Origin of the sequence: Streptomyces sp. cg36 (assembly GCF_041080675.1) — a bacterium.
GTDB lineage: Bacteria > Actinomycetota > Actinomycetes > Streptomycetales > Streptomycetaceae > Streptomyces.
Map to the genome: position 1 here is coordinate 2,571,001 of NZ_CP163520.1, position 24,402 is coordinate 2,595,402.

Consider the following 24,402-nt stretch of genomic DNA (forward strand, 5'->3'; position numbering starts at 1 on the left):
TGCGTGTCGGATCTGTGCGTACGTACGCGGACGGGCCGCTACTTGCCGGGGACGCGGATGATCAGGGCGTCGCCCTGGCCGCCGCCGCCGCACAGGGCCGCCGCGCCGGTGCCGCCGCCGCGGCGCTTCAGCTCCAGGGCGAGGTGCAGCACGACCCGCGCGCCGGACATGCCGATGGGGTGGCCCAGGGCGATGGCGCCACCGTTGACGTTCACCTTTTCCGGGGACACGCCGAGGTCCTTCATTGACTGGACCGCGACCGCCGCGAACGCCTCGTTGATCTCGATGAGGTCGAGGTCGTCGACGCCGAGCCCCTCCTTCGACAGGGCGTGCCTGATCGCGTTCGAGGGCTGCGACTGGAGCGAGTTGTCCGGGCCCGCCACGTTGCCGTGCGCGCCGATCTCCGCGATCCACTCCAGGCCCAGCTCCTCGGCCTTGGCCCTGGACATGACCACGACCGCCGCCGCGCCGTCGGAGATCTGCGAGGAGGTGCCCGCCGTGATCGTGCCGTCCTTGGCGAACGCCGGGCGCAGCTTGCCCAGCGACTCGGCGGTGGTCTCCGCGCGGATGCCCTCGTCCTGGGCGAAGAGCACCGGCTCGCCCTTGCGCTGCGGGATCTCGACCGGGGTGATCTCGGCCTCGAAGAGCCCGTTCTTCTGGGCGGCGGCGGCGCGCTGGTGGGAGAGCGCGGCGATCTCGTCCTGCTCGGGGCGCCGGATGCCCAGGCGCGCGTTGTGCTTCTCGGTGGACTCGCCCATCGCGATGTTCTCGAAGGCGTCGGTCAGACCGTCGTGCGCCATCGCGTCGAGCATCTCGATCGCGCCGTACTTGTAGCCCTCGCGGGACTTGGGCAGCAGGTGCGGGGCGTTGGTCATCGACTCCTGGCCGCCCGCGACCACCACGTCGAACTCACCGGCGCGGATCAGCTGGTCGGCCAGCGCGATCGCGTCCAGGCCCGAGAGGCAGACCTTGTTGATGGTGAGCGCCGGCACGTTCATCGGGATGCCGGCCTTCACGGCGGCCTGCCGCGCCGGGATCTGGCCCGCGCCCGCCTGGAGCACCTGGCCCATGATCACGTACTGCACCTGGTCGCCGCCGATGCCGGCCCGGTCCAGCGCGGCCTTGATGGCGATCCCGCCGAGGTCGGCGCCCGAGAAGGACTTGAGCGAGCCGAGCAGCCGGCCCATGGGCGTGCGGGCGCCCGCGACGATCACTGAAGTGGTACCGGTCGTTCCAGACATGAGGCACGGCCCCTTGGGATGAGGAGTGAACGAGGGTTTACCTGAATGTACTGAGCGGTACGCGGGCCGTCACCAAGGTGCCGGTGTGATCGCGCGCACGTTGCGTAACCACCTCCCGGGGCGCTGCACTGGTCCCATGCTGACGCGCATCGACCACATCGGGATCGCCTGTTTCGACCTCGACAAGACCGTCGAGTTCTATCGTGCGACGTACGGATTCGAGGTGTTCCACTCCGAGATCAACGAGGAGCAGGGCGTACGCGAGGCCATGCTCAAGATCAACGATACGTCCGACGGGGGTGCCTCCTACCTCCAGCTCCTGGAGCCCACCCGGGAGGACTCCGCGGTCGGGAAGTGGCTGGCCAAGAACGGCGAGGGCGTCCACCACATCGCCTTCGGCACCGCCGACGTCGACGGGGACGCGGCGGCCGTCCGCGACAAGGGCGTCCGGGTCCTCTACGACGAGCCGCGGACCGGCTCGATGGGCTCCCGGATCACGTTCCTGCACCCCAAGGACTGCCACGGCGTACTGACCGAACTGGTCACCTCGGCGGCCGAGCACTGACCCCGGGATTCCCGGGCCGGTACAGTGGGCCCTTCCGGGCCGGGGTCGGGTCGGGGCCTGGGACCCACGCCCCCTTGTCGATCTGACACCATTCACCGGGGGCCCGTCCGTCGTCGGACGGTGCTCGTACGGGCAGTGTTCGCGACCAGGGTTGGGGTATCCCCTGCTCGGAGAGCTCGGGGAAGGATGGGACCGCGCAGTGCGGGGCTACGAACGCCAGGACAGCCACCGGCCTGACGACCACCTCTCGCGGTTCGAGGCCGAGATGGACCGGCTGAAGACCGAGCGGGAGAAGGCCGTCCAGCACGCCGAGGACCTCGGCTACCAGGTCGAGGTGCTGCGCGCCAAGCTGCACGAGGCGCGCCGCAACCTCGCGGCCCGCCCTGCCTACGACGCCGCGGACATCGGCTACCAGGCCGAACAGCTGCTGCGCAACGCCCAGATGCAGGCCGAGCAGCTGCGTACCGACGCCGAGCGCGAGCTGCGCGACGCCCGCGCCCAGACCCAGCGCATCCTCCAGGAGCACGCCGAGCACCAGGCCAGGCTCCAGGCCGAGCTGCACACGGAGGCGGTCACCCGCCGCCAGCGGCTCGACCAGGAGCTGGCCGAGCGGCGCGCCACCGTCGAGTCCCACGTCAACGAGAACGTGGCCTGGGCCGAGCAGCTGCGCGCCCGCACCGAGGCGCAGGCCCGCCGGCTGCTGGAGGAGTCCCGCGCCGAGAGCGAGGCGGCGCTGGCCGCCGCCCGCACCGAGGCCGCCCGGGTCGCCGAGGAGACCCGCCAACGGCTGGGCGCCGAGGCCGAGTCGGCCCGCGCCGAGGCCGAGGCGACCCTGCTGCGCGCCCGCAAGGACGCCGAGCGGATGCTGGGCGCCGCCTCCGCGCAGGCCCAGGAGGCCACCGCCCACGCCGAGCAGCTGCGCTCCTCCACCACCGCCGAGTCCGAGCGGGCGCGCCAGCAGGCCGCCGAGCTGAGCCGGGCCGCCGAACAGCGCATGCAGGAGGCCGAGTCGGCGCTGCGCGAGGCGCGCGCCGAGGCCGAGAAGGCGCTGGCCGAGGCGAAGGAGTCGGCGGCCAAGCAGCTCGCGGGCGCCGAGTCCGCCAACGAGCAGCGCACCCGTACCGCCAGGACCGAGATCGCCCGTCTGGTCGGCGAGGCCACCAAGGAGTCCGAGGCGCTCAAGGCGGAGGCCGAGCAGGCGCTCGCCGACGCCCGCGCCGAGGCCGAGCGGCTGGTCGCCGAGGCCGGTGAGAAGGCCCGCACCAGCGCGGCCGAGGACACCGCCGCCCAGCTCGCCAAGGCCGCCCGCTCCGCCGAGGAGATGCTCTCCAAGGCGTCCGCGGACGCCCAGGAGACCACCCGCAAGGCGTCCGAGGAGGCCGAGCGGATCCGCCGCGAGGCCGACGCCGAGGCCGACCGGCTGCGCTCGCAGGCCGAGGAGCAGGCCGACCAGCTCAAGGGCGCGGCCAAGGACGACACCAAGGAGTACCGGGCCAAGACGGTCGAGCTCCAGGAGGAGGCGCGGCGGCTGCGCGGCGAGGCCGAGCAGCTGCGCGCCGAGGCGGTCGCCGAGGGCGAGCGCATCCGGGGCGAGGCGCGCCGCGAGGGCGTCCAGCAGATCGAGGAGGCGGCCAGGACCGCCGAGGAGCTGCTGACCAAGGCGAAGGCCGACGCGGAGGAGCTGCGCACCTCGGCCGGGGCCGAGTCGGAGCGGGTCCGCGGCGAGGCCATGGAGCGCGCCACGACCCTGCGCAAGCAGGCCGAGGAGACCCTGGAGCGCACCCGGGCCGAGGCCGAGCGGCTGCGCGAGGAGACCGAGGAGCAGGCCGGGGCCGTCACGGCCGCCGCCGAGCGGGCCGCGGCCGAGCTGCGCGAGGAGACCGAGCGGGCCGTCGCCGCCCGCCAGGCCGAGGCCGCCGACGAGCTGGCCCGGCTGCACACCGAGGCCGAGCAGCGGCACGCCTCCGCCGAGCGGGCGCTGACCGAGGCGCGGGCCGAAAGCGAGCGGATCCGGCGCGAGGCCGCCGAGGAGACCGAGCGGCTGCGCACCGAGGCCGCCGAGCGCGTCCGTACGCTCCAGGCACAGGCCGAGCAGGAGGCCGAGCGGCTGCGCACCGAGGCCGCCGGTGACGCCTCGACCGCCCGCGCCGAGGCGGAGGGCGCGGCCGTACGGCTGCGGTCCGAGGCCGCCGCGGAGGCCGAGCGCCTCAAGGGCGAGGCACAGGAGACCGCCGACCGGATGCGGGCCGAGGCCGCCGCCGCCGCCGAGCGGGTGGGCGCCGAGGCCGCCGAGGCGCTCGCCGCCGCCCAGGAGGAGGCCGCGCGCCGCCGCCGGGAGGCCGACCAGACGCTGGAGTCGGCGCGCGCGGAGGCCGGTTCGGAGCGGGCGCAGGCCCGTGAGCAGAGCGAGGAGCTGCTGGCCGCCGCCCGCAAGCGGGTGGCTCAGGCGCAGGCCGAGGCGCAGCGGCTGGGCGAGGAGGCCGACCGGCGCGCCACCGAGCTGGTCGCCGCCGCCGAGCAGACCGCCCAGCAGGTGCGGGACTCGGTGTCGGGGCTGCGCGAGGAGGCCGAGCAGGAGATCGCCGGGCTGCGCTCGACGGCCGAGCACGTGGCCGAGCGCACCAGGAACGAGGCGCAGGAGGAGGCGGACCGGGTCCGCGCCGACGCGTACGCCGAGCGCGAGCGCGCCGCCGAGGACGCCACCCGGGTGCGGGCCCGCGCCCAGGAGGAGGCGGAGGCCGCCAAGGCGCTGGCCGAGCGGACCGTGGCGGACGCCATGGCCGAGGCGGAGAAGGCGCGTTCGGACGCCTCGGAGTACGCCCAGCGGATGCGCACGGACGCGTCGGACGCGCTGGCCTCCTCCGAGCAGGACGCGGCGCGCACCCGGGCCGACGCCCGCGAGGACGCCAACCGCATCCGCAGCGACGCCGCGAGCCAGGCCGACCGGCTCGTCGGCGAGGCGAGCGCGGAGGCGGAGCGGCTGGCCGCCGAGTCGGGCGCCGAGGCCGAGCGGCTGGTGTCCGAGGCCACCGCCGAGGCGGAGCGGCTGGTGTCCGAGGCCACCACCGAGGCGGAGCGGCTGGCCGCCGAGTCGACGGCGACCGCCGAGCGCCTCACCGCCGAGGCCCAGCGGCTGCGCGACGAGGGCCAGTCGGAGCACGACCGGCTCCTCGCCGAGGCGGGCGAGCGCGCCGAGCGCACCACTTCGGAGGCCGACACCTACGCCGAGCTCGTCACCACCGAGGCGCGGGCGGACGCGAGCGCCGCCCTGGCCGCCGCGGCGGGCGAGGCCGAGCAGACCGTGGCCGCCGCCCGTGAGCAGGCCGAGGAGCTGGTGGCCGAGGCGCGCACGGAGTCGGAGCGGCTGCTCGACGAGGCGCGCCAGGCGGCCGACAAGCGCCGTTCGGACGCGGCCGAGCAGGCCGACCAGCTCATCACCGAGGCGGGCGCCGAGGCGGAGAAGGTGCTGGCCGACGCGGGCGCGGAGGCGGAGCGGCTGCGCGCCGAGGCCGCCGAGACCGTCGGTTCGGCCCAGCAGGCCGCCGAGCGGATCCGGGCCGAGGCGGAGAAGAGCCGCGCCAAGACCGAGGAGGCCGCGGAGCGGACCCGTACCGAGGCCCGCGAGGAGGCGGACCGGCTGCTGGACGAGGCCCGTACGGCCGCGGCCAAGCGGCGTGCGGACGCGGCCGAGCAGGCCGACACCCTGGTCGCCAAGGCGCAGGAGGAGGCGCTGCGCGCCGCCACCCAGGCCGAGGAGCAGGCCGACACGATGGTGGGCGCGGCCCGCAAGGAGGCCGAGCGGATCGTCGCCGAGTCGACCGTCGAGGGCAACTCCCTGGTGGAGAAGGCCCGTACGGACGCGGACGAGCTGCTGGCCGGGGCGCGCGCCGACGCGACCGCCATAAGGGAGCGCACGGAAGAGGTCCGGGCGCGCACCGAGGCGGACATCGAGGAACTGCACGAGCGGGCCCGGCGCGAGAGCGCCGAGCAGATGAAGACGGCCGGGGAGCGCGTCGACAAGCTGGTGAAGGCGGCGACCGAGCAGACGGCGGAGGCCGAGGCGAAGGCCAAGGAGCTGCTGTCGGACGCCAACTCCGAGGCGAGCAAGGTGCGGATCGCCGCGGTCAAGCGCGCCGAGTCGCTGCTCAAGGAGGCCGAGACCAAGAAGGCCGAGCTGATCCGCGAGGCGACGAAGCTGCGCGACGACGCGGAGGCGCAGGCGCGGAGCACGGTCGACGAGGGCAAGCGCGAGCTCGAAGTGCTGGTCCGGCGCCGTGCCGACATCAATGCGGAGATCTCCCGTGTCCAGGACGTACTTGAGGCGTTGGAGTCTTTCGAGGCTCCGTCCTCCGGCGGCAAGGCGGGCGGCAAGGAGGCGGCCAGAGCGGGTGCGTCGGCCGGGGGTACCCGTTCGAGTGGCAAGTCGTCGGAGGGCTAGCCACTCAAAAGGCTGGACATTCTCCAGATCAAACGGGCATACGCTCGATGACACGCCGCCTGGGCCCCTAGGATTCCCCCTATCACCTCACCGGTCTCATTCGACAGGAACCCCATGAGCGACACTTCCTCCCCCTTCGGCTTCGAGCTCGTGCGGCGTGGTTACGACCGCGGTCAGGTGGACGACCGCATTACCAAGCTCGTCGCCGACCGTGACAGCGCTCTGGCACGGATCACTTCTCTGGAAAAGCGCATCGAGGAGCTCCACCTCGAAACGCAGAACGCCCAGGCCCAGGTGAGCGACGCGGAGCCGTCGTACGCCGGACTCGGCGCGCGGGTCGAGAAGATCCTCCGTCTCGCCGAGGAAGAGGCGAAGGACCTGCGCGAGGAGGCCCGCCGGGCCGCCGAACAGCACCGCGAGCTGGCCGAGTCGGCGGCCCAGCAGGTGCGCAACGACGCGGAGTCGTTCGCCGCCGAGCGCAAGGCGAAGGCGGAGGACGAGGGCGTCCGCATCGTCGAGAAGGCGAAGGGTGACGCCTCCACGCTGCGTTCCGAGGCGCAGAAGGACGCGCAGTCCAAGCGCGAGGAGGCGGACGCCCTCTTCGAGGAGACCCGCGCCAAGGCCGCGCAGGCGGCGGCCGACTTCGAGACGAACCTCGCCAAGCGCCGCGAGCAGTCGGAGCGCGACCTGGCCTCGCGCCAGGCGAAGGCGGAGAAGCGTCTCGCCGAGATCGAGCACCGCGCCGAGCAGCTCCGTCTGGAGGCCGAGAAGCTGCGTACGGACGCGGAGCGCCGGGCCCGTCAGACGGTGGAGACGGCACAGCGCCAGGCCGAGGACATCGTGGCCGACGCCAACGCCAAGGCCGACCGCATCCGTTCGGAATCCGAGCGCGAGCTGGCGGCGCTCACCAACCGCCGCGACTCGATCAACGCGCAGCTGACCAACGTCCGCGAGATGCTGGCGACCCTCACGGGCGCGGCGGTCGCGGCGGCCGGCTCGCCGGTCGACGACGAGCCGGTCTCCCGCGGCGTCCCGGCGCAGCAGTCCCGCTAGTCCCGTTGGCGCCGCAGCCTCTCCCCCGTGGGCTGCGTACGTACGGTCCAGAGCCCCCCGCCACTCCAGTGGCGGGGGGCTTTGTCCGCCTTTAGCGTGGCGACATGATCGAGCTAGCGGGCCTCACCAAGCGCTTCGGTTCCAAGATCGCGGTCGACCATCTGTCGTTCCAGGTCAGACCGGGCGTGGTGACCGGCTTCCTGGGCCCGAACGGCGCCGGCAAGTCCACGACCATGCGCATGATGCTCGATCTCGACAACCCGACCGACGGCACCGTGCGCATCGACGGGCGGCACTACCGCGACCTGGACGAGCCGCTGAAGTACATCGGCGCGCTGCTCGACGCCAAGTCGATGCACGGCGGTCGCAGCGCCTACAACAACCTGCTCTGCCTGGCCCAGTCGAACCGGATCCCGGAGCAGCGGGTGGCGGAGGTCCTGGACACGGTGGGTCTGACGGCCGTGGCGAGGAAGAAGTCGAAGGGCTTCTCGCTGGGCATGGGGCAGCGGCTGGGAATCGCCTCCGCGCTGCTCGGCGATCCCGAGATCCTGATGTTCGACGAGCCCGTCAATGGTCTGGACCCCGAGGGAATTCACTGGATCCGGAATCTGATGAAAGCGCTGGCCGCGGAGGGCAGAACGATCTTCGTTTCGTCTCATCTGATGAGCGAAATGGCGCTGACGGCGGATCACCTCATCGTTATCGGGCAGGGCCGACTGCTCGCCGATACATCGATGGCGGATTTCATCCGGCAGAATTCGCGGAGTTTCGTACGGCTCCGCTCCCCCCAGTGGGAGCACCTGCTCGACGTATTGGCCGGGGCCGGGATCGGAGTGGTCCAGACCGCCGACGGCGCGCTGGAGGTCGAGAACGGCCGGATCGAGAAGCTCGGCGAACTGGCCGCTCAGCACCAGATCGTGCTGCACGAGCTCTCCGGCCAGCAGGCTTCGCTGGAAGAGGCGTTCATGCAGATGACGGCCGGTTCGGTGGAGTACCACGCGCACTCGGAGACCGGCTACGCCCCGCCGCCGCAGACCCCTGCCGCACCCGAGTGGGGGGCGAGCTACCGGGCCCGCACCGAGGGCGCGGCGGCGCCCCACGAGGAGGTCTGACATGGCTGCCGTGCCGGCCGTCCTCCGGTCCGAGTGGACCAAGATCCGTACGGTCTCCTCCACCTCCTGGACCCTGGTCAGCGCGTTCGTCGTCACGGTCGCGGTGAGCGCGGCGCTGTGCGCGCTGATGAAGTCGCAGTTCGACGACCTCAAGCCCGCCGAGCGCGCCACCTTCGACCCCACCTTGATCAGCTTCTCCGGGATGGTGCTGGGCCAGCTGGCGATGGTGGTGTTCGGCGTGCTCGTGGTCGGCACCGAGTACAGCTCGGGCATGATCCGCACCTCGCTCGCCGCCGTGCCGAAGCGCGCCACCTTCCTGTTCGCCAAGCTCGCGGTGGCCACCGGGCTGGCGCTGGCGGTGGGCATGGCCACCAGCTTCCTGTCGTTCTTCCTCGGCCAGGCGCTGCTCGGCCCGCACCGCACCTCCATCGGCGAGCCGAACGTGCTGCGGGCGGTCTTCGGCGCGGGCCTCTACATGGCGCTGATCGCGCTCTTCTCGATGGGCGTGGCCACCATGCTGCGCAGCTCGATGCTCTCGCTCGGCATCCTGATGCCGTTCTTCTTCCTGGTCTCGCAGATCCTGTCGGCGGTGCCGGGCGCCAAGAAGGTGGCCCGCTACTTCCCCGACCAGGCCGGATCCAAGATCATGCAGGTGGTCCCGGACGCGATGAACAGCGAGCCGCCGCCCTACGGGCCCTGGGCGGGCCTGGGGATCATGTCACTGTGGGTGATCGCGGCGCTCGCCGGAGGCTATCTCGTACTGCGCCACCGCGACGCCTAGCCACTCGGCGACACCACTTTGACCTGCGTGAACGCAGGGCCGTGACCGTCCAGAGGTAACGAATCGGCGCTCTCCTCGCTTCGCCGGAACCGTAAAGTCCTGGATAAGCTCCTCACTCATACGGGGGCACCCCGGCCGCAGCGGCCGGCCAACCGCCCCGACGACCCACACCGTCGATGGGGCTGGAGAATGATCGAGGCAGTCGGCCTGACGAAGCGCTACGGCGCCAAGACAGCCGTGTACAACCTTTCCTTCCAGGTGCGGCCCGGTGCCGTCACCGGCTTCCTGGGGCCCAACGGCTCCGGCAAGTCGACGACCATGCGCATGATCCTCGGCCTGGACCAGCCCACCGCCGGCCACGTCACCATCGGCGGCCACCCCTTCCGCACGCTCCCCAACGCGCCCCGCCAGGTCGGCGCGCTGCTGGACGCCAAGGCCGTGCACGGCGGCCGGAGCGCCCGCAACCACCTGCTCTCGCTCGCCCAGCTCTCCGGGATCCCGGCCCGCCGGGTCGACGAGGTGCTCGGTGTCGTCGGCCTCCAGGAGGTCGCGGCCAAGCGCTCCAAGGGCTTCTCGCTCGGCATGGGCCAGCGGCTCGGCATCGCCGCCGCGCTCCTCGGCGACCCCCAGGTGCTGCTCTTCGACGAGCCGGTCAACGGCCTCGACCCCGAGGGCATCCTGTGGGTGCGCAACCTGATGAAGCGGCTCGCCGCCGAGGGCCGGACCGTCTTCGTCTCCTCGCACCTGATGAGCGAGATGGCGCTGACCGCCGACCACCTCATCGTGATCGGCCGCGGCCAGCTGCTGGCCGACATGAGCGTCAAGGACTTCATCTCGCACAACTCCGCCGACTTCGCGCGCGTGCGCACCCCGGAGGCGGACGGCCGCGAGAAGCTGACGGCCGCCCTCACCGAGGCCGGCGGCCAGGTCCTGCCCGAGCCGGACGGCGCCCTGCGGGTGACCGGCCTCGCGCTGCCGCGCATCAGCGACCTCGCCCACGGCGCGGACGTACGCCTGTGGGAGCTCTCGCCGCACCAGGCGTCGCTGGAGGAGGCGTACATGCGGATGACCCAGGGCGCGGTGGACTACCGCTCCACCAGCGACCAGAAGGCCGGGCTGATGCAGCCCGTGGCGCCGGGCCGGCTGCCGCCGCCCGCCATTCCCGAGGTGCCGACGCAGGGCTGGTACGCCCCGCCGCCGCCCGGACAGAACCCGTACGCCCCGGCGCCGGGCCAGGCGCCGCACGCCCCGGCCCCGGGCCCGTACGCGGCCCCGGCGGCGCACCCGGCCCCCGCCGCGCCCGCGCAGGCGCCCGCGCCCGCCCCGGCCGCGCCCCCGGCCGTCCCCGCCGCTCCCCCGGCGCAGCCGCCCGCCCCTTCCCTGACCAAGCCCGAGGACGCCCGATGACCAGCCCCTACCAGCAGCCCGTACCGGGTGCGCCGCTCGGGACGTACACCTCGCCGATCCCGGTGCGGCCCGCCACCCTCGGCGACGCGGTCGCCTCCGAGTGGACCAAGATCCGCTCGGTCCGCTCCACCATGTGGACGCTGGGCGTGCTGATCGTGCTCGTGCTCGGCATCGGTCTGCTCACGGTCGTCGCGGTCAACGCCTCCAGCGCCGACATGAAGGACACCCCGGTGCTCAGCCTGGGCTTCTACGGCGTGCTCCTCGGCTCCATCTGCGTGATCACGCTCGGCGTGCTGACCATCGCCTCCGAGTACGGCACGGGCATGATCCGCACGACGCTGACCGCCTGCCCCAGCCGGGCGCGGATCCTCGCCGCCAAGTCGCTCGTCTTCTTCCTGCTGTCGTTCGTCATCCTGCTGGTGACGACCGGTCTGGTGGCCCTGCTCCAGAGCGGGATGGTCACCACCGGCGAGACGCCCGGCGGCGGCGAGATGTTCAAGGCGACCGTCGGCGTCTCGCTGTACGTCTCGACGCTCGGACTGCTCTCGCTGGCGATCGGCGCGCTGATCCGGCACTCGGCGGGCGCCATCACCGTGATGATCGGTGTGGTGCTGCTCCCGCTGGTGCTCGCGCTCTTCATGTTCGCGCAGTCGCTGGACTCGGTGCGCCAGGCCCTGTTCGAGTACTCGATCCCGAGCCAGCTGGCCGTCTTCTACGGCGCCTCGGTGAGCGACTCCGGCCCCACCGGCTGGACGCCGCTGCTGATCCTGGGGGCCGTGACGGCGGCGGCGCTCGGCGGCGCGTTCGCCTCCCTGAACAGCCGGGACGTCTGACCCGGCCCCCCGGTACCTGCTAGTACCTCGGCGCGTTCCTGGACCGCTGCACCCTGCTGGTGCGGCGGTCCTTCGCGTTCCAGCACGCCTTGTGCCAGTGGCGGCGGTCGTCCACGCCGCCGTACTCCGGCCACGCCACCACGTGCGGGACCCCGGCCGGGATCTCCTGGTCGCAGCCCGGGCAGCGGTACCGCTTGCCGCCCGCGCTCGCGCCGCTGACGTGCCGTACGGACCACTCCTCGTCCTGGTACGTCTCGCTGCGCTGGAGGCCGTAGCGCTCCCCCGCGGCGCCGGCGGACTCGGTCGGCTGGTCGCCGCCCTTGGGGCGGTTGCGGCGCGGGGACACGGAAACACCTCACGGGGCCGGGCGGACGGACTGCTCCCAGCGTAGGGCCACCCGGCCCGGGTACCCGACCCGCACGGGCGTGGGACGGTAACTCGTACGGGGGACTTTTAGCGGACTATCGCAAGAAATTCGTGCCGGGCCGTGCCTTTGGCACTTGTCAGACGTTGTTGCCGGTAGCAGGGGGAGCCGCGTCGGCCGCGAGGAGGCAGAAGGCGATGCGCGTCGGAACGTTTGTACTGGCAGCCCAGTTCCCGGGTCAGGGGCCGGGGGAAGCGCTGCACCGGGCGGTGCGGTCCGCGGAAGTGGCCGAGGAGGCGGGCCTCGACGCGGTCTGGCTCGCCGAGCACCACTTCGTTCCGTACGGGGTGTGCCCGTCGGCGGTGACCCTGGCGGCGCTGCTGCTCGGGCGCACCCGGCGGATCCGCGTCGGGACGGCGGTGAGCGTGCTGCCGAGCGCCCACCCGGTGGCGCTCGGCGAGCAGGCGGCGCTGCTGCACCTGACGTCCGGCGGCCGGTTCTCGCTCGGGGTGGGCCGCGGCGGGCCGTGGGTCGACCTGGAGGTCTTCGGCTCGGGCCTGCGGGCGTACGAGGAGGGCTTCCCGGAGTCCCTGGACCTGCTGCTGCGCTGGCTCACCGAGCCCCGCGTCGCCAGCCTGGGCGAACGGTTCACCTTCCGGGAGGTCCCGGTGGTGCCCCGGCCCGACGAGCTGCTGGCGGACGGCCCGGCGGGCCCCGAGGTCATCGTGGCCTGCACCTCGCCGAACAGCGTGCGGCTGGCCGCCGAGCGCGGGCTGCCGATGCTGCTCGGCATGCACTGCGGGGACGACGAGAAGGCGGAGATGGTCGCCCTGTGGCGGTCGCACGCACGGACCTGCGGGATCGCACCGGAGACCGTGGCCGCGGCGCCGCACGTGTCGGCCGGGGTCGCCCAGATCGGGGACCACCGCGCCCAGGCGTCCGAGGCGCTCCTGAAGGCGATGCCGGGGTGGCTGAAGCAGGGGCTGGACGCGCATGTGACGGTCGACGGCCGCCACCGCGCGATGCGCGACCCGGTGGCGTACACGGAACTGCTCTGCGACCTCCACCCGGTGGGCCCACCGCGCTTCGCGGCGGACCGCATCGCCCGGACGGCCGAGAAGACGGGCATCACGCGCTTCGCCTTCCTCGTGGAGGGATCGGGCGACCTGGCGGCGACCGAGGAGAACGTACGGCGGCTGGGCGCCGAGGTGCTGCCGCTGCTGGGGTGAGGGTGGGCCCGGAGAGCAGGGGGACGGGCGCTCACCACGACGGCGGGTCGGCAAGAGGCCCCCGCTCCGCACCAGTTGGACCTCCCGCGATGCGGAGCGGCGGCGAAGGCGTCAGCAGTCCCGCAGCTCCGGCGACTGGTTGAGCAGCTGGCCCCGCACCGAGGTGAAGCGGGCGAGCCGCTCGTCGACGGAGGGGTCCAGGGGGAACACCGCGACACGGTGGCAGTTCTGGAACGCCAGGCGGACACCGAAGTGCCGCTGAAGAGAACCGCGGATGGCGTCACTCGCCAGCGCGCGCAGCAACTGGCCGCGGGCCTGCTCGTCCGGCGGCGGCGTCTGGTTGTCGGCGAACTCTCCGCCGTCCACCTTCAGCTGGGCCACCAGCGAGCTGATCATCTCCCATGCGTACGGCAGGGAGGTCCGGACGCAGTCGACGAAATCCGCTTCGTCGACCTCGCCTCGCTCGGCCTGTTCGAGTAGGGCCGGTGAGACGTCGAGCGACATGGTTTCTCCTCTCGCGACCCCGAAAAGGGGTCTTACGGCCAGGGACGGGGGAACAAAGTCGGCCACGCAGCGTGCTTGGCCGACAACGTCCCGCTTATACGGTAGGGGTGGCATGGGGGCTGCGACAGGTACTTGGCACGTAACCGGCCAATAACGAACAGTGCTTTGCCGGACGAATCGCGTTCGGCGGGGGGATTCGAGTAGCGTTGCCGACCATGCGTCTCGTCATCGCCCGCTGCTCCGTCGACTACGCGGGCCGCCTCACCGCCCATCTGCCCTCCGCCACCCGGCTGATCCTCGTGAAGGCGGACAACAGCGTCTCCATCCACGCGGACGACCGGGCGTACAAGCCCCTCAACTGGATGTCTCCGCCCTGCACGCTCAAGGAGGGGACCGGGGACGACGAGGGCGTCTGGACCGTGGTGAACAAGGCGGGCGAGAAGCTCATCATCACGATGGAGGAGATCCTCCACGACACCTCGCACGAGCTCGGCGTGGACCCGGGTCTCATCAAGGACGGCGTGGAAGCGCACCTCCAGGAGCTGCTCGCGGACCGGATCGAGACGCTCGGCGAGGGGTACACCCTCATCCGCCGCGAGTACCCGACGGCGATCGGGCCGGTCGACATCCTGTGCCGGGACGCCGACGGGGCGACCGTCGCGGTCGAGATCAAGCGGCGCGGCGAGATCGACGGGGTCGAGCAGCTGACCCGCTACCTCGAACTGCTGAACAGGGACCCGCACCTGGCGCCCGTACGGGGCGTGTTCGCGGCCCAGGAGATCAAGCCGCAGGCCCGCGTACTGGCGACGGACCGCGGCATCGGCTGTGTGGTGCTCGACTACAACGCCATGCGAGGAATCGAGGACGACAAGCTCCGCCTGTTCTAGCCCCCGCCCAGTTCCGCCCGCCCCTGAAGGGGCGGGCGGGCCCTGAAGGGGCGCGGGGAACTGCGCGAGAAGCGTCCACGGCCCGCAGACGGCATCGGGTTTGAGGGGCGCGGGGAACTGCGCGACCGACCCCCACCGGCCCGCAGCCGACGAACCGGCCGCCCGCCCGAGGGCTTTCGGGAAGGGGCGGGGCGGGGCCTACGCCGTAGGCGACGCCGCCCCACTGGGACTGGCCCCACCCGAAGACGCCGCACCGGACGCCCCACCCCCCGAAGTCCCACCCGTACCCCCGGCGGACGCCCCACCCGAGGTGGTCGTCTCCCCACCACTCTGCCCCCCGGTGGAGGACGCACCGCCCGCGGAAGGCCCGCCGGTGGTGGGCCCGGACGTGGTCGGCCCCCCGGTGGCCGACGGGGACGTCGACGGCAACGGCTTGCCGGACGGCGTGGGCGGCCCGGTGGGCGTCTTGGTGGGCGGCTTCGTCGGCGGCTTCGTCGGGGTCTTGCCCGGCGACGTGGACGGCTTCCCCGACGGCGTGGCCGGGGAGGACGCGGACGACGACGGGGAGTCCGGGGCCGACGGGCCCGTGCCCGGAGTGGCCGAGTGCGGGCGCCCCGGCCGCGTCGGACCACCACCGGACCGGTGCGTGGCCCCCGGCGTCCCCGGACTGTCCGCCGGAAGCCCCCCACTGCCGTCGTCCTCGTTGGCCGACTGCTGCTGGCGGACCTTGTCGCCGGGCGAGTCGGAGCCGTCGGACGACGTCGCGCCGAGCGTGACCACCGTGCCCAGGACCGCCGCCAGCAGCGCCCCCGCGCCCGCCGCGACCAGATTGCGGCGCGTCCCGGTGAACAGGGTGCGCCGGACCGGCCCGGTGGCCGCCCGCGGGGTCACCAGGGTCGCGGTGGTGTCCGGCCGCGGCGGGGGCGGCGCGGGTACCCCGGCGGGCGGGGACTGGGACTCCTCGTAGCGGGCCGCGGGCACCTCGTCGCCCGCCGGGGTGCGCCCGCCGGAGACGACGGGCCCGCCGGAGCGGTCCTCGACGAGGGCGAGGGCCCGGCGCCCGGCGACCGTGCCGCGCTTGTCGGAGAGCGCGCCCTTGAGCCCGATGGACGCCTCCAGTTCGGCGCGGGCGCGGTCGACGTTCCCGGCGCAGAGGGCGAGGACGCCGAGTTCGTGGTGGAAGTACGCCTCCTCGGCCACCTCTCCGGTGAGCCGGGCGGCGGCCGAGCCGATCCGCAGGGCCCGCTCCCAGGCGCCCCAGTGCAGCCCGGCCGCGAAGGCGGGCGCCGCGCTGCGGGCGAGCCGGACGGCCGTGCCCGGGTGCCCGGCGTCGCCGCCGGGGACCAGCGCGGCGAGGGCGGCGAGCACCGAGTCGGCCTCGGCGGCGGCCCGTTCGGGGGTCACCGAGGGGTGGCCGGTCCACCAGGCGTAGTGCTGGGCGGCGGTGTGCGCGCGTTCGTCGGCGCCCTCGTCGTACCCCGCGTCCTCCAGCTGGGCGAGGACGCCCGCGGCGAGCCGGTAGCGCGGCCCGGCCGGGGAGAGCAGGGAGCAGCCGAGGAGTTCGCCGAGGGCCGCGTCGGCGTGGGTGTCGCCGATGAGCGCGGGCAGGTGCGCCTGGTGCGGGACCTCGCCGCCGAGCGCGACGGCGAACCGCAGGGTCTCCCGGGCGGCCGGGCTGAGCCGGGCGGCGAGCGGGGCGGCGGGTGCGGCGCCCTCGCCGAGGGAGGGCAGCGGCACCTCGCGGCCCTCGGCGGAGAAGACGGAGAGGTCGCCGGGCTCCTCCACGGGCAGCCCGAACTCGTCGAGGGGCAGGCCGTGGCCGCGCAGGGCGTCGCGCTGCCGCAGCAGGGCCCCGGCCTGGGCGAACCGCAGGGGCAGGCCCTCCGACTCGAACCAGAGGTCGCCCGCCCAGTTGGCCTCCTCGTCGGTGAGGGGCCGGTCGACGGCCTGTTCCAGGAGTTCCAGGGAGGCGCCGCGCCCGAGCCCGGCGAGGAAGACCTCTTCGAGGTGCGACTCGGCGGGCGGCGAGGCCACTTCGGGGGTGGCGGCGAGGAGGAAGGCGCACTCGGGGGCGGCGGCGAGCAGCTCTTCGAGGGCGGCGCCGCCGAACTCCAGGTCGTCGACGAGGACGACGGCCCCGATCTCCCGCACCTGGTCGAGGAGTCCGGCCCGGTCGGGGCGGTGGAGGGGGGTGCGGTAGACGGCGGCGTAGAGCTCGTGCAGGAGTTCCTGGGGGGTGCGGCGGTGGCCGTTGAGGCGGACGACGCCGTCGGGCGCGAGCCGGGCGCAGTCGCCGGCCACGGCGTCGAGCAGGATCGTGCGCCCGGCTCCGGCGGGTCCGGTGAGCCGTACCGAGCGGCCCCGGCCGAGCAGCCGCACCAGGCGCTCGCGCTCCTCGCCGCGCTCCAGGAGTACGGGGGCGGGGGCCGCGGGTCCGGCGGGTACGGGCGGGCGCAGGGCGCGTTCGCGTTCGGCGCGCTCGTCGGGGGTGCGGCGCTGGGCGCGGCCGGGTATCTCGCCGGGCGGGCACGCCTCGATCTCGCTGCCGTCGACCGGGTTGACGGTGAGCAGGAAGTCGCCGCAGACCAGCCGTGCGGTGCGGGCGGGGCCGGTGGTGCGCGGCCCGCTCTCGCGGCCGAGGTCGGGGGCCGCGGCGTCGCGGTCGCGCGGCCGGCCCTTGGTGCCCGGGTCCGCGGTGTCCGAGCCGTTCCGCTCGTGGTCGAACTCTTCCGGTCCCCGGTTGTCCTTCGGGTCCATGGTGAAAGCCCCCCAGATGCGCGTGCGAAACCTTGCCCCTCCCGGCCGCTACGCACTCCGCCGTCGCTCTGGTCCGGTACCCGCCGCAGGGATGTCGACCGGCGGGAGACCGCACCCTAAACCTTCGCCCAGTATCTCCGAACGGGCGGGGTGCCGACCCGCCCAGAGCGTCACGGTCCGGTGAGGATTGCGTGCGGAGGACCGGCTTCCACATCCCGCGCACAAGTTGCGCACAGGCTCCGCTCAAGACGGCCGTACGAAGGTCATGAGCCGGGACGCGGGCGCCCGCCGGACTCCGCGCGGCAGGCGTACGCCGCGCACCGCGCGCGTCCCCGCGCTCGGCACCCGCCGCGCGCTCACACGCGCGGCAGTGCCTCCGCGGCGATGCCGCCCTCGATGGCGAGGATGCGGTGCAGCCGGGTCGCCACCAGCAGCCGCTGCATCTGGGGCGGCACGCCCCGCAGCACCAGCCGCCGTCCGCAGCGCCCGGCCCGCCGGTGGGCGCCCATGATGACGCCGAGACCGGTGGCGTCCCAGGAGTCCAGTTCGGTCAGGTCGAGCACCAGGTCGCCGGCGCCGTCGTCGACGGCCGAGTGCAGGACCGTACGGGCGTCCGCCGCGCTGCGGACGTCGAGGCGGCCCCCGACGACCAGCTCGACGTGGTCGCCCCTGATGTGCATATGAACTCCCCGGAGTGCTCCGTATACCTGTCTGTCTGTCGTCTCTTACTGCACCAACTGACTGCACAGACCGCGGTGAAGTTGCCGTCTGTAAGCGAACCGATACCTAATTCACCCCATGGAGTGACGCTGGAGCGGGGGGAGGTGAACGGGGGCCGGTTCAGTGCTTGTAGAAGCCCTGCCCGCTCTTGCGGCCGATGTCACCGGCGTCAACCATCCGGCGCATCAGCTCCGGCGGGGCGAACTTCTCGTCCTGCGACTCGGTGTAGATGTTGCTCGTGGCGTGCAGCAGGATGTCCACGCCGGTGAGGTCGGCGGTGGCCAGCGGGCCCATCGCGTGGCCGAAGCCCAGCTTGCAGGCGAGGTCGATGTCCTCGGCGGTGGCCACGCCCGACTCGTACAGCTTGGCCGCCTCGACGACCAGCGCCGAGATCAGCCGGGTGGTGACGAAGCCCGCCACGTCGCGGTTGACGACGATGCAGGTCTTGCCGACCGACTCGGCGAACTCCCGTGCGGTGGCCAGGGTTTCGTCGCTGGTCTTGTAGCCGCGTACCAGCTCGCAGAGCCGCATCATCGGGACCGGCGAGAAGAAGTGGACGCCGACGACCCGCTCCGGGTTCTCGGTGGCCGCCGCGATCTTGGTGATCGGGATGGCGGAGGTGTTGGAGGCCAGCACGGTGTCCGGGCGCACGATCTTGTCGAGCGTACGGAAGATGTCGTGCTTGACCTCCAGCTTCTCGAAGACGGCCTCGACGACGATGTCCACGTCGGCGGCGGCGTCCAGGTCGGTCGTGGTGGTGATGCGGGCGAGCGCGGCCTCCGCGTCCTCGGCGGCCAGCCTGCCCTTGGCGACGAACTTGTCGAAGGAAGCCCTGATGCCGTCGGTGCCCCGGGTGAGCGCCTCATCGGTGACGTCGCGCAGCACCACGTCCCAGCCCGCCTGCGCGGAGACCTGCGCGATGCCCGAACCCATGAGTCCGGCCCCGATGACGGCGAGCTTCCTGGCCACTTCACACCCCTTTGACGGCTTACCTATACGGCTCTCCGGCGGAGGCTATCGGCCGTGAGGCGTCTTGGGAGCCGTAAGAGATGCGCGTCACGTCTCGGATGACGGACATCACACCAAGACGGGTGAGCGGGGTCTCACCGGGGGTCCGTTCGCCCCAATTAGGCTGGCCCCATGGTCAATCTGACGCGCATCTACACCCGCACCGGCGACAAGGGCACCACGGCGCTGGGCGACATGAGCCGCACCCCCAAGACGGATCTGCGGATCTCGGCGTACGCGGACGCGAACGAGGCGAACGCGGTGCTCGGCACGGCGATCGCGCTCGGCGGGCTCGACGAGGAGGTCGTACGGGTCCTCACCCGGGTGCAGAACGACCTGTTCGACGTGGGCGCGGACCTGTCGACGCCGGTGGTGGCGGACCCCAAGTACCCGCCGCTGCGGGTCGAGCAGTTCTATGTGGACCGGCTGGAGGAGGACTGCGACCGCTTCAACGAGCGGCTGGAGAAGCTGCGCAGCTTCATCCTCCCCGGCGGCACCCCGGGCGCGGCGCTGCTGCACCAGGCGTGCACGGTGGTGCGCCGCGCCGAGCGGTCCACCTGGGCGGCCCTTGAGGTGCACGGCGAGACGATGAACCCGCTGACCGCCACCTACCTCAACCGCCTCTCGGACCTGCTGTTCATCCTGGCGCGCACGGCCAACGGGGAGACCGGGGACGTGCTGTGGGTGCCGGGCGGCGAGCGCTAGCACCCGGCCGACGGACGGCGGCCGGGCGGCGGGCGTCGGGCGGCGGGGCCCGGCCGGCGGTCAGCGGTCAGCGGTCAGCGGTCAGCGGCGCGAGCGGGCCGCCTCCACCTTCTTCGGGAACAGCGTGTAGCTCACCGCGATGACCAGGTTGATGCCGATCAGCCACAGCATCCGCTGCTGCCACATCCGCAGCGAGCTCACGTCGCCGTCGCCGCCGACATACCAGACCCCGGCCTGGAGCAGGGCGATCGCGAGGACGGCGGCGAGCGTCCAGCGCCCGGCCGTCCGCCACTCGTACGCCGTGCGGGCCGCGCCGCCCGCCGGGGCCTTGGCCGGGGGCGGGCCGCCCGCGAAGCGGTGGGCGAACCGGGCGTCGGCCCACTTCACCATGGAGTGGCCCATCGCCACCGAGAAGCCGATGTACACGGCGGCGAGCCCGTGCTTCCAGTCCGGGTCGGCGCCGTTCTTGAGGTCGATCACGGTGACCACCAGCAGCAGCGCCTCCAGCAGCGGTTCGCAGAGCAGCACGGCCACCGACGCCCGGGGCATCTTCGCGAAGTAGCGCAGCGCCAGGCCGCCGGCCAGCAGCACCCAGAAGCCGACCTCGCAGACGACGATCAGTGTGACGATCACGGTGTTCCCCTTGCTCGACCCGCCCGGCCCCTCGTTTTCCGGACCTGTCTCCAGCGTCGGCCCGCGACCTGCCGCGATCGTCGTCGCCAGTGAGGAACCGGCACTGCATCCTTCGATGTAGTCCGGTGCGCCCGCAATGGGCCGATGCGGGGAAGCCCACGCCCCCGACCAGGTGTTTCATGGGTACGTGACCCGCTTTCCCCGCCCGCACCACCACGATGTGACGATCGCCGCCGTCGGCCTGCTCGGCGGTGTCACCGGCTGGGCGCTGGGGCTGCGCACCCAGGGCGGGCTGATCGGCGGCCCGGCGGTGCTGGTCCCGCTGACAGTGATGGCGGCCCTGGAGCTGCTGCGCCGGACCGCGCCGCAGTTCGCCCTGGTCGTGGGCACCTTCGCGGTGGTGGCGGACCAGTTCACGACCGGCAGCCTGGTCACGGTCCTGATGTTCACCGATCTGGTCTACGCGGCCGTCCTGTACGGCACTCCGGCCGCCGCCCGCCGCATCCCCATCACCACCGGGCTGATCTCGGTGGCGGTGGCGCTGGGCTTCCTGGCCTGGCTGCACAAGCCGGAGGCGCTGCTCATCGGGGTGATCACGGCGGTGATCTCCTTCGCGCCCGCCACCACGGGGGCCCTGGTGCGCAACCACCGCGACGCGGCCGAGGCGGCGACCCTGCGGGCCGAGCAGACCGCGCTGCTGGCCGAGCTGGACCGCACCCAGGCGGTGGTGGCCGAGCGCGCCCGGATGGCCCGTGAGCTGCACGACCTGGTCGCGGGCCATCTCTCGGCGATCGCCATCCACGCCACGGCCGCGCTCAGTCTGGACGACCCGGCGACCACCCGCACCGCGCTCGGCGTGATCCGCACGAACAGCGTGGACGGGCTCGCCGAGATGCGCCGTCTCATCGGGCTGCTGCGGGACAGCGGCGCCACCGCCGAACCGGCCGCCGCGCCCACCCTGGCCGCGCTGGACGCGCTGATCGCCCAGGCCCGTACCAACGGCGCCGCCGGCGGGCTCGACTTCGCGCTCCACGACCGGCGGCCGGAGGGGGCCGCGCTGCCCGCCCCGATCGAGCTGGCCGCGTACCGGATCGTCCAGGAGTCGCTGACCAACGCCGTCAAACACGCCTCCCCCGGTACGGTCACCGCCTCGCTGGCGCACACCGGGCGGGCGCTGCTGGTCGAGGTGTCCAGCCCGTACGGGAACGGCGGCGCCCGGCCGGAGCCGCGCGCGCCGGGCTCGGGGGCCGGTCTGGTGGGGATGCGGGAGCGGGCCGTCCTGCTCGGCGGGAGCTTCAGCTCGGGGCCCGAACCGGCGCGGGACGGGACGAAGATCTGGCGGGTACGGGCCGAACTGCCCCTTCAGGAAAGCGAGTCGCAGGCATGACGATCCGGGTACTGGTCGCGGAGGACCAGTCGTCGGTACGGGCGGGACTGGTCCTGATCCTGGGCAGCGCCCCGGACATCGAGGTCGCCGGGGAGGCGGTGGACGGCGAGGAGGCGGTGCGCCTGGCCCGTGAACTGCGGCCGGATCTGGTGCTGATGGATGTGCAGATGCCCCGCCTCGACGGGGTCGCGGCGACCCGCCAGGTGGTCGCGGAGGGGCTCGCCGACGTATTGGTGCTGACCACGTTCGACCTGGACGAGTACGTCTTCGGGGCGCTGCGGGCGGGGGCCGCCGGTTTCCTGCTGAAGAACACCGACGCCCGGGCGCTGATCGAGGCGGTGCGGACGGTGGCGGCGGGCGAGGGCCTGATCGCCCCGGCGGTGACCCGGCGGCTGATCGCCGAGTTCGCGGCACCGGCGGCGCGGCGGCCGGTGGAGCGGCCGGCCGCGCTGGACGCGCTCACCCGGCGGGAGAGCGAGGTGCTGTCGTGTCTGGGCGAGGGGCTCTCCAACGCGGAGGTGGCGGTGCGGCTCTCGATGGCCGAGGCGACGGTGAAGACGCACGTCAGCCGGTTGCTCGGCAAGCTGGAGCTGCGCAGCCGGGTCCAAGCGGCCGTACTGGCGCAGGAGTTGGGGCTCTGAGCCACGGTTTCGGCCGCTGGTCTGGACCTCTTGACGATTGGTCCAGACCTTCCTACGCTCTCGGCACTGCTGTGTGAGCGTGCCACGACACCGTGTTGCTCCACGACACCGTGTGCTCACCGGGCGGAGCAGGGTCCCACCCCCACCCTTCGGACCTCACTCGGGAGCTTTCCTTGAGTCCTGCAACGCGCATCCGCACCCGCAACCGCTTCAGAACGAGAGCCGCCGCGGCGCTGACCGCGCTGGCCCTCCCGCTGGCCGCGCTGGTCGGCCTGGCCGCCGCCTCCCCCGCGTCGGCCGCGACTTCGGCCACCGCCACCTACGTCAAGACCCAGGACTGGGGCTCCGGCTTCGGCGCCCAGTGGACCGTCAAGAACACCGGCACCACCGCGCTCAGCTCCTGGACGGTGGAGTGGGACTACCCCTCGGGCACGTCCGTCACCTCGTTCTGGGACGCCGACGTCACCCATGACGTCAACCACTGGACCGCCAAGAACAAGGCGTGGAACGGCAGTCTCGCGCCCGGCGCCAGCGTCACCTTCGGCTTCAACGGCGCGGGCCCCGGCGCCCCCTCCGGCTGCAAGCTCAACGGCGGCTCCTGCGACGGGAGTACGACCCCGCCCGGCGACAGCCCGCCGTCCGCGCCCGGCACCCCGACCGCGGGCTCCGTCACCGACACCTCGGTCGGCCTGTCCTGGAGCGCCGCCACCGACGACAAGGGCATCAAGAACTACGACGTCTACCGGGGCTCCGCGAAGATCGCCACGGTGACCGGCACCTCGTACACCGACTCGGGCCTGACCGCCGGGACGACGTACACCTACAGCGTGACCGCGCGCGACACCGCCGACCAGACCGGGCCCTCCTCCGGCTCGGCCACCGTCACCACCACGGGCGGCGGCGGCAACCCCGGCCCGGGCTCCGCGGTCAAGCTCGGCTACTTCACCGACTGGGGCATCTACCAGCGCAACTACCAGGTGAAGAACATCGTCACCTCGGGCTCGGCGGCCAAGCTGACCCACATCAACTACGCCTTCGGCAACGTCACCAACGGCCAGTGCGCCATCGGTGACGCCTACGCCGACTACCAGAAGACCTACGACGCCTCCTCCAGCGTCGACGGCACGGCCGATACCTGGGACCAGCCGGTCGCGGGCAACATCAACCAGCTGCGCGAGCTGAAGAAGAAGTACCCGAACATCAAGGTGCTGTGGTCGTTCGGCGGCTGGACCTGGTCCGGCGGCTTCGGGGCGGCGGCGGCCAACCCGACGGCCTTCGCCAACTCCTGCTACTCGCTGGTCGAGGACCCGCGCTGGGCCGACGTCTTCGACGGCATCGACATCGACTGGGAGTACCCCAACGCCTGCGGCCTCTCCTGCGACACCAGCGGCCAGGCCGCGCTGAAGAACCTGCTGGCCGCGCTGCGCGCCAAGTTCGGCTCCTCGAACCTGGTGACGGCGGCCGTGACGGCCGACGGCTCCGACAACGGCAAGATGGACCAGGCCGACTACGCCGGAGCAGCGCAGTACGTCGACTGGTACAACGTGATGACGTACGACTTCTTCGGTGCCTGGGACGCGAAGGGGCCGACGGCGCCGCACTCCCCGCTCACCTCGTACAACGGCATCCCGATCGCGGGCTTCAACACGGACGCGGCGATCCAGAAGTACAAGGTCAAGGGGATCCCGGCGAGCAAGATCAACCTCGGGATCGGGTTCTACGGCCGCGGCTGGACCGGCGTCACGCAGGACGCGCCGGGCGGCACGGCGACGGGGCCGGCGCCGGGCACCTACGAGCAGGGCATCGAGGACTACAAGGTCCTCAAGAACTCCTGCCCGGTGACCGGCACGATCGCGGGCACGGCGTACGCGCACTGCGGGAGCAACTGGTGGAGCTACGACACGCCGTCCACGATCGCGGGCAAGATGGCGTACGTGAAGTCCCAGGGCCTCAAGGGGGCGTTCTTCTGGGAGTTCAGCGGTGACACGGCGAACGGCGAGCTGATCTCGGCGATCGACTCCGGGTTGCGGTAACCCCCGAATCCCCCCGGGCAGGCGGCCCGTCCCCGCTTGCCCGCCGGTGGGGGCCGTTCGCGCGGTTCCCCGCGCCCCCACGAGGCGCCCCGCAGGGGCGCATT

General features: G+C 72.9%; 20 protein-coding genes. 13 read left to right on the forward strand and 7 right to left on the reverse strand.

The features are described from left to right. Positions 1 to 38 precede the first annotated feature (38 nt). Positions 39 to 1,241, reverse strand: a complete 1,203-nt coding sequence (locus tag AB5J87_RS11285; protein WP_369376276.1) for an acetyl-CoA C-acetyltransferase — start codon at positions 1,239 to 1,241, stop codon at positions 39 to 41. Between the two features lie 136 nt (positions 1,242 to 1,377). On the opposite strand from AB5J87_RS11285, the gene mce reads away from it, so the two are divergent. The 7 genes from mce (at position 1,378) to AB5J87_RS11320 (ending at position 11,430) form a co-directional block, all read left to right on the forward strand. Beyond that, positions 1,378 to 1,806: a methylmalonyl-CoA epimerase gene (mce, locus tag AB5J87_RS11290; protein ID WP_369376277.1), complete on the forward strand. Its 429-nt coding sequence runs from the start codon at positions 1,378 to 1,380 to the stop codon at positions 1,804 to 1,806. 199 nt (positions 1,807 to 2,005) lie between these two features. After that, positions 2,006 to 6,244 carry a polarized growth protein Scy gene (gene scy / locus AB5J87_RS11295; RefSeq protein ID WP_369376279.1) on the forward strand — a complete coding sequence of 1,413 codons (4,239 nt, stop codon included), beginning with the start codon at positions 2,006 to 2,008 and terminating at the stop codon, positions 6,242 to 6,244. 114 nt (positions 6,245 to 6,358) lie between these two features. After that, positions 6,359 to 7,297, forward strand: a complete 939-nt coding sequence (locus AB5J87_RS11300; protein ID WP_369376280.1) for a cellulose-binding protein — start codon at positions 6,359 to 6,361, stop codon at positions 7,295 to 7,297. Positions 7,298 to 7,401: 104 nt separating this feature from the next. Next, positions 7,402 to 8,409: an ABC transporter ATP-binding protein gene (locus tag AB5J87_RS11305; protein ID WP_369376282.1), complete on the forward strand. Its 1,008-nt coding sequence runs from the start codon at positions 7,402 to 7,404 to the stop codon at positions 8,407 to 8,409. Position 8,410: 1 nt separating this feature from the next. Continuing rightward, positions 8,411 to 9,190: an ABC transporter permease gene (locus AB5J87_RS11310; protein WP_369376283.1), complete on the forward strand. Its 780-nt coding sequence runs from the start codon at positions 8,411 to 8,413 to the stop codon at positions 9,188 to 9,190. Positions 9,191 to 9,379: 189 nt separating this feature from the next. Then, on the forward strand, positions 9,380 to 10,597 hold the full coding sequence (locus AB5J87_RS11315) for an ATP-binding cassette domain-containing protein (RefSeq protein ID WP_369376285.1): 1,218 nt from the start codon (positions 9,380 to 9,382) through the stop codon (positions 10,595 to 10,597). Then, positions 10,594 to 11,430 (forward strand): ABC transporter permease, encoded by an 837-nt coding sequence (locus tag AB5J87_RS11320; RefSeq protein WP_369376286.1) that lies wholly within the window; start codon positions 10,594 to 10,596, stop codon positions 11,428 to 11,430. Before AB5J87_RS11315 ends, AB5J87_RS11320 begins: the two co-directional genes overlap by 4 nt. Positions 11,431 to 11,449: 19 nt before the next feature. Here the strand turns inward: AB5J87_RS11320 and AB5J87_RS11325 are convergent, their stop codons facing one another. Further along, positions 11,450 to 11,776 (reverse strand): ATP/GTP-binding protein, encoded by a 327-nt coding sequence (locus AB5J87_RS11325; RefSeq protein ID WP_369376287.1) that lies wholly within the window; start codon positions 11,774 to 11,776, stop codon positions 11,450 to 11,452. 215 nt (positions 11,777 to 11,991) lie between these two features. Here AB5J87_RS11325 and AB5J87_RS11330 point away from each other — a divergent pair, with 215 nt between their 5' ends. Next, the gene (locus AB5J87_RS11330) at positions 11,992 to 13,023 is read left to right on the forward strand and encodes an LLM class flavin-dependent oxidoreductase (protein WP_369376289.1); all 1,032 of its coding nucleotides are present in this window, start codon (positions 11,992 to 11,994) and stop codon (positions 13,021 to 13,023) included. Between the two features lie 111 nt (positions 13,024 to 13,134). Here AB5J87_RS11330 and AB5J87_RS11335 read toward each other — a convergent pair whose 3' ends face one another. Then, entirely contained in the window at positions 13,135 to 13,527 is a 393-nt protein-coding gene (locus tag AB5J87_RS11335) for an SCO5389 family protein (RefSeq protein ID WP_369376290.1), read from the reverse strand. Between the two features lie 215 nt (positions 13,528 to 13,742). Here AB5J87_RS11335 and nucS point away from each other — a divergent pair, with 215 nt between their 5' ends. After that, positions 13,743 to 14,414: an endonuclease NucS gene (gene nucS, locus AB5J87_RS11340; protein WP_369376291.1), complete on the forward strand. Its 672-nt coding sequence runs from the start codon at positions 13,743 to 13,745 to the stop codon at positions 14,412 to 14,414. A 198-nt stretch (positions 14,415 to 14,612) separates the two neighbouring features. On the opposite strand, the gene AB5J87_RS11345 is transcribed toward nucS, so the two are convergent. From AB5J87_RS11345 to AB5J87_RS11355, 3 genes are all read right to left on the reverse strand, one after another. After that, positions 14,613 to 17,171 (reverse strand): ATP-binding protein, encoded by a 2,559-nt coding sequence (locus AB5J87_RS11345; protein WP_369376292.1) that lies wholly within the window; start codon positions 17,169 to 17,171, stop codon positions 14,613 to 14,615. A gap of 356 nt (positions 17,172 to 17,527) precedes the next feature. Continuing rightward, positions 17,528 to 17,851 carry an STAS domain-containing protein gene (locus AB5J87_RS11350; RefSeq protein ID WP_067163978.1) on the reverse strand — a complete coding sequence of 108 codons (324 nt, stop codon included), beginning with the start codon at positions 17,849 to 17,851 and terminating at the stop codon, positions 17,528 to 17,530. A 160-nt stretch (positions 17,852 to 18,011) separates the two neighbouring features. Continuing rightward, entirely contained in the window at positions 18,012 to 18,860 is an 849-nt protein-coding gene (locus AB5J87_RS11355; RefSeq protein ID WP_369376293.1) for a 3-hydroxyacyl-CoA dehydrogenase family protein, read from the reverse strand. 171 nt (positions 18,861 to 19,031) lie between these two features. On the opposite strand from AB5J87_RS11355, the gene AB5J87_RS11360 reads away from it, so the two are divergent. Next, entirely contained in the window at positions 19,032 to 19,604 is a 573-nt protein-coding gene (locus AB5J87_RS11360) for a cob(I)yrinic acid a,c-diamide adenosyltransferase (RefSeq protein WP_369376295.1), read from the forward strand. Positions 19,605 to 19,685: 81 nt separating this feature from the next. Here the strand turns inward: AB5J87_RS11360 and AB5J87_RS11365 are convergent, their stop codons facing one another. Next, positions 19,686 to 20,237, reverse strand: coding sequence for a hypothetical protein (locus tag AB5J87_RS11365; protein WP_369376297.1), 552 nt, complete (start codon positions 20,235 to 20,237; stop codon positions 19,686 to 19,688). 220 nt (positions 20,238 to 20,457) lie between these two features. On the opposite strand from AB5J87_RS11365, the gene AB5J87_RS11370 reads away from it, so the two are divergent. From AB5J87_RS11370 to AB5J87_RS11380, 3 genes are all read left to right on the forward strand, one after another. Then, on the forward strand, positions 20,458 to 21,624 hold the full coding sequence (locus tag AB5J87_RS11370; RefSeq protein ID WP_369383476.1) for a sensor histidine kinase: 1,167 nt from the start codon (positions 20,458 to 20,460) through the stop codon (positions 21,622 to 21,624). After that, the gene (locus tag AB5J87_RS11375; RefSeq protein ID WP_369376298.1) at positions 21,621 to 22,265 is read left to right on the forward strand and encodes a response regulator; all 645 of its coding nucleotides are present in this window, start codon (positions 21,621 to 21,623) and stop codon (positions 22,263 to 22,265) included. Before AB5J87_RS11370 ends, AB5J87_RS11375 begins: the two co-directional genes overlap by 4 nt. Before the next feature lie 173 nt (positions 22,266 to 22,438). After that, entirely contained in the window at positions 22,439 to 24,298 is a 1,860-nt protein-coding gene (locus tag AB5J87_RS11380; protein WP_369376299.1) for a glycosyl hydrolase family 18 protein, read from the forward strand. Positions 24,299 to 24,402 lie beyond the last annotated feature (104 nt).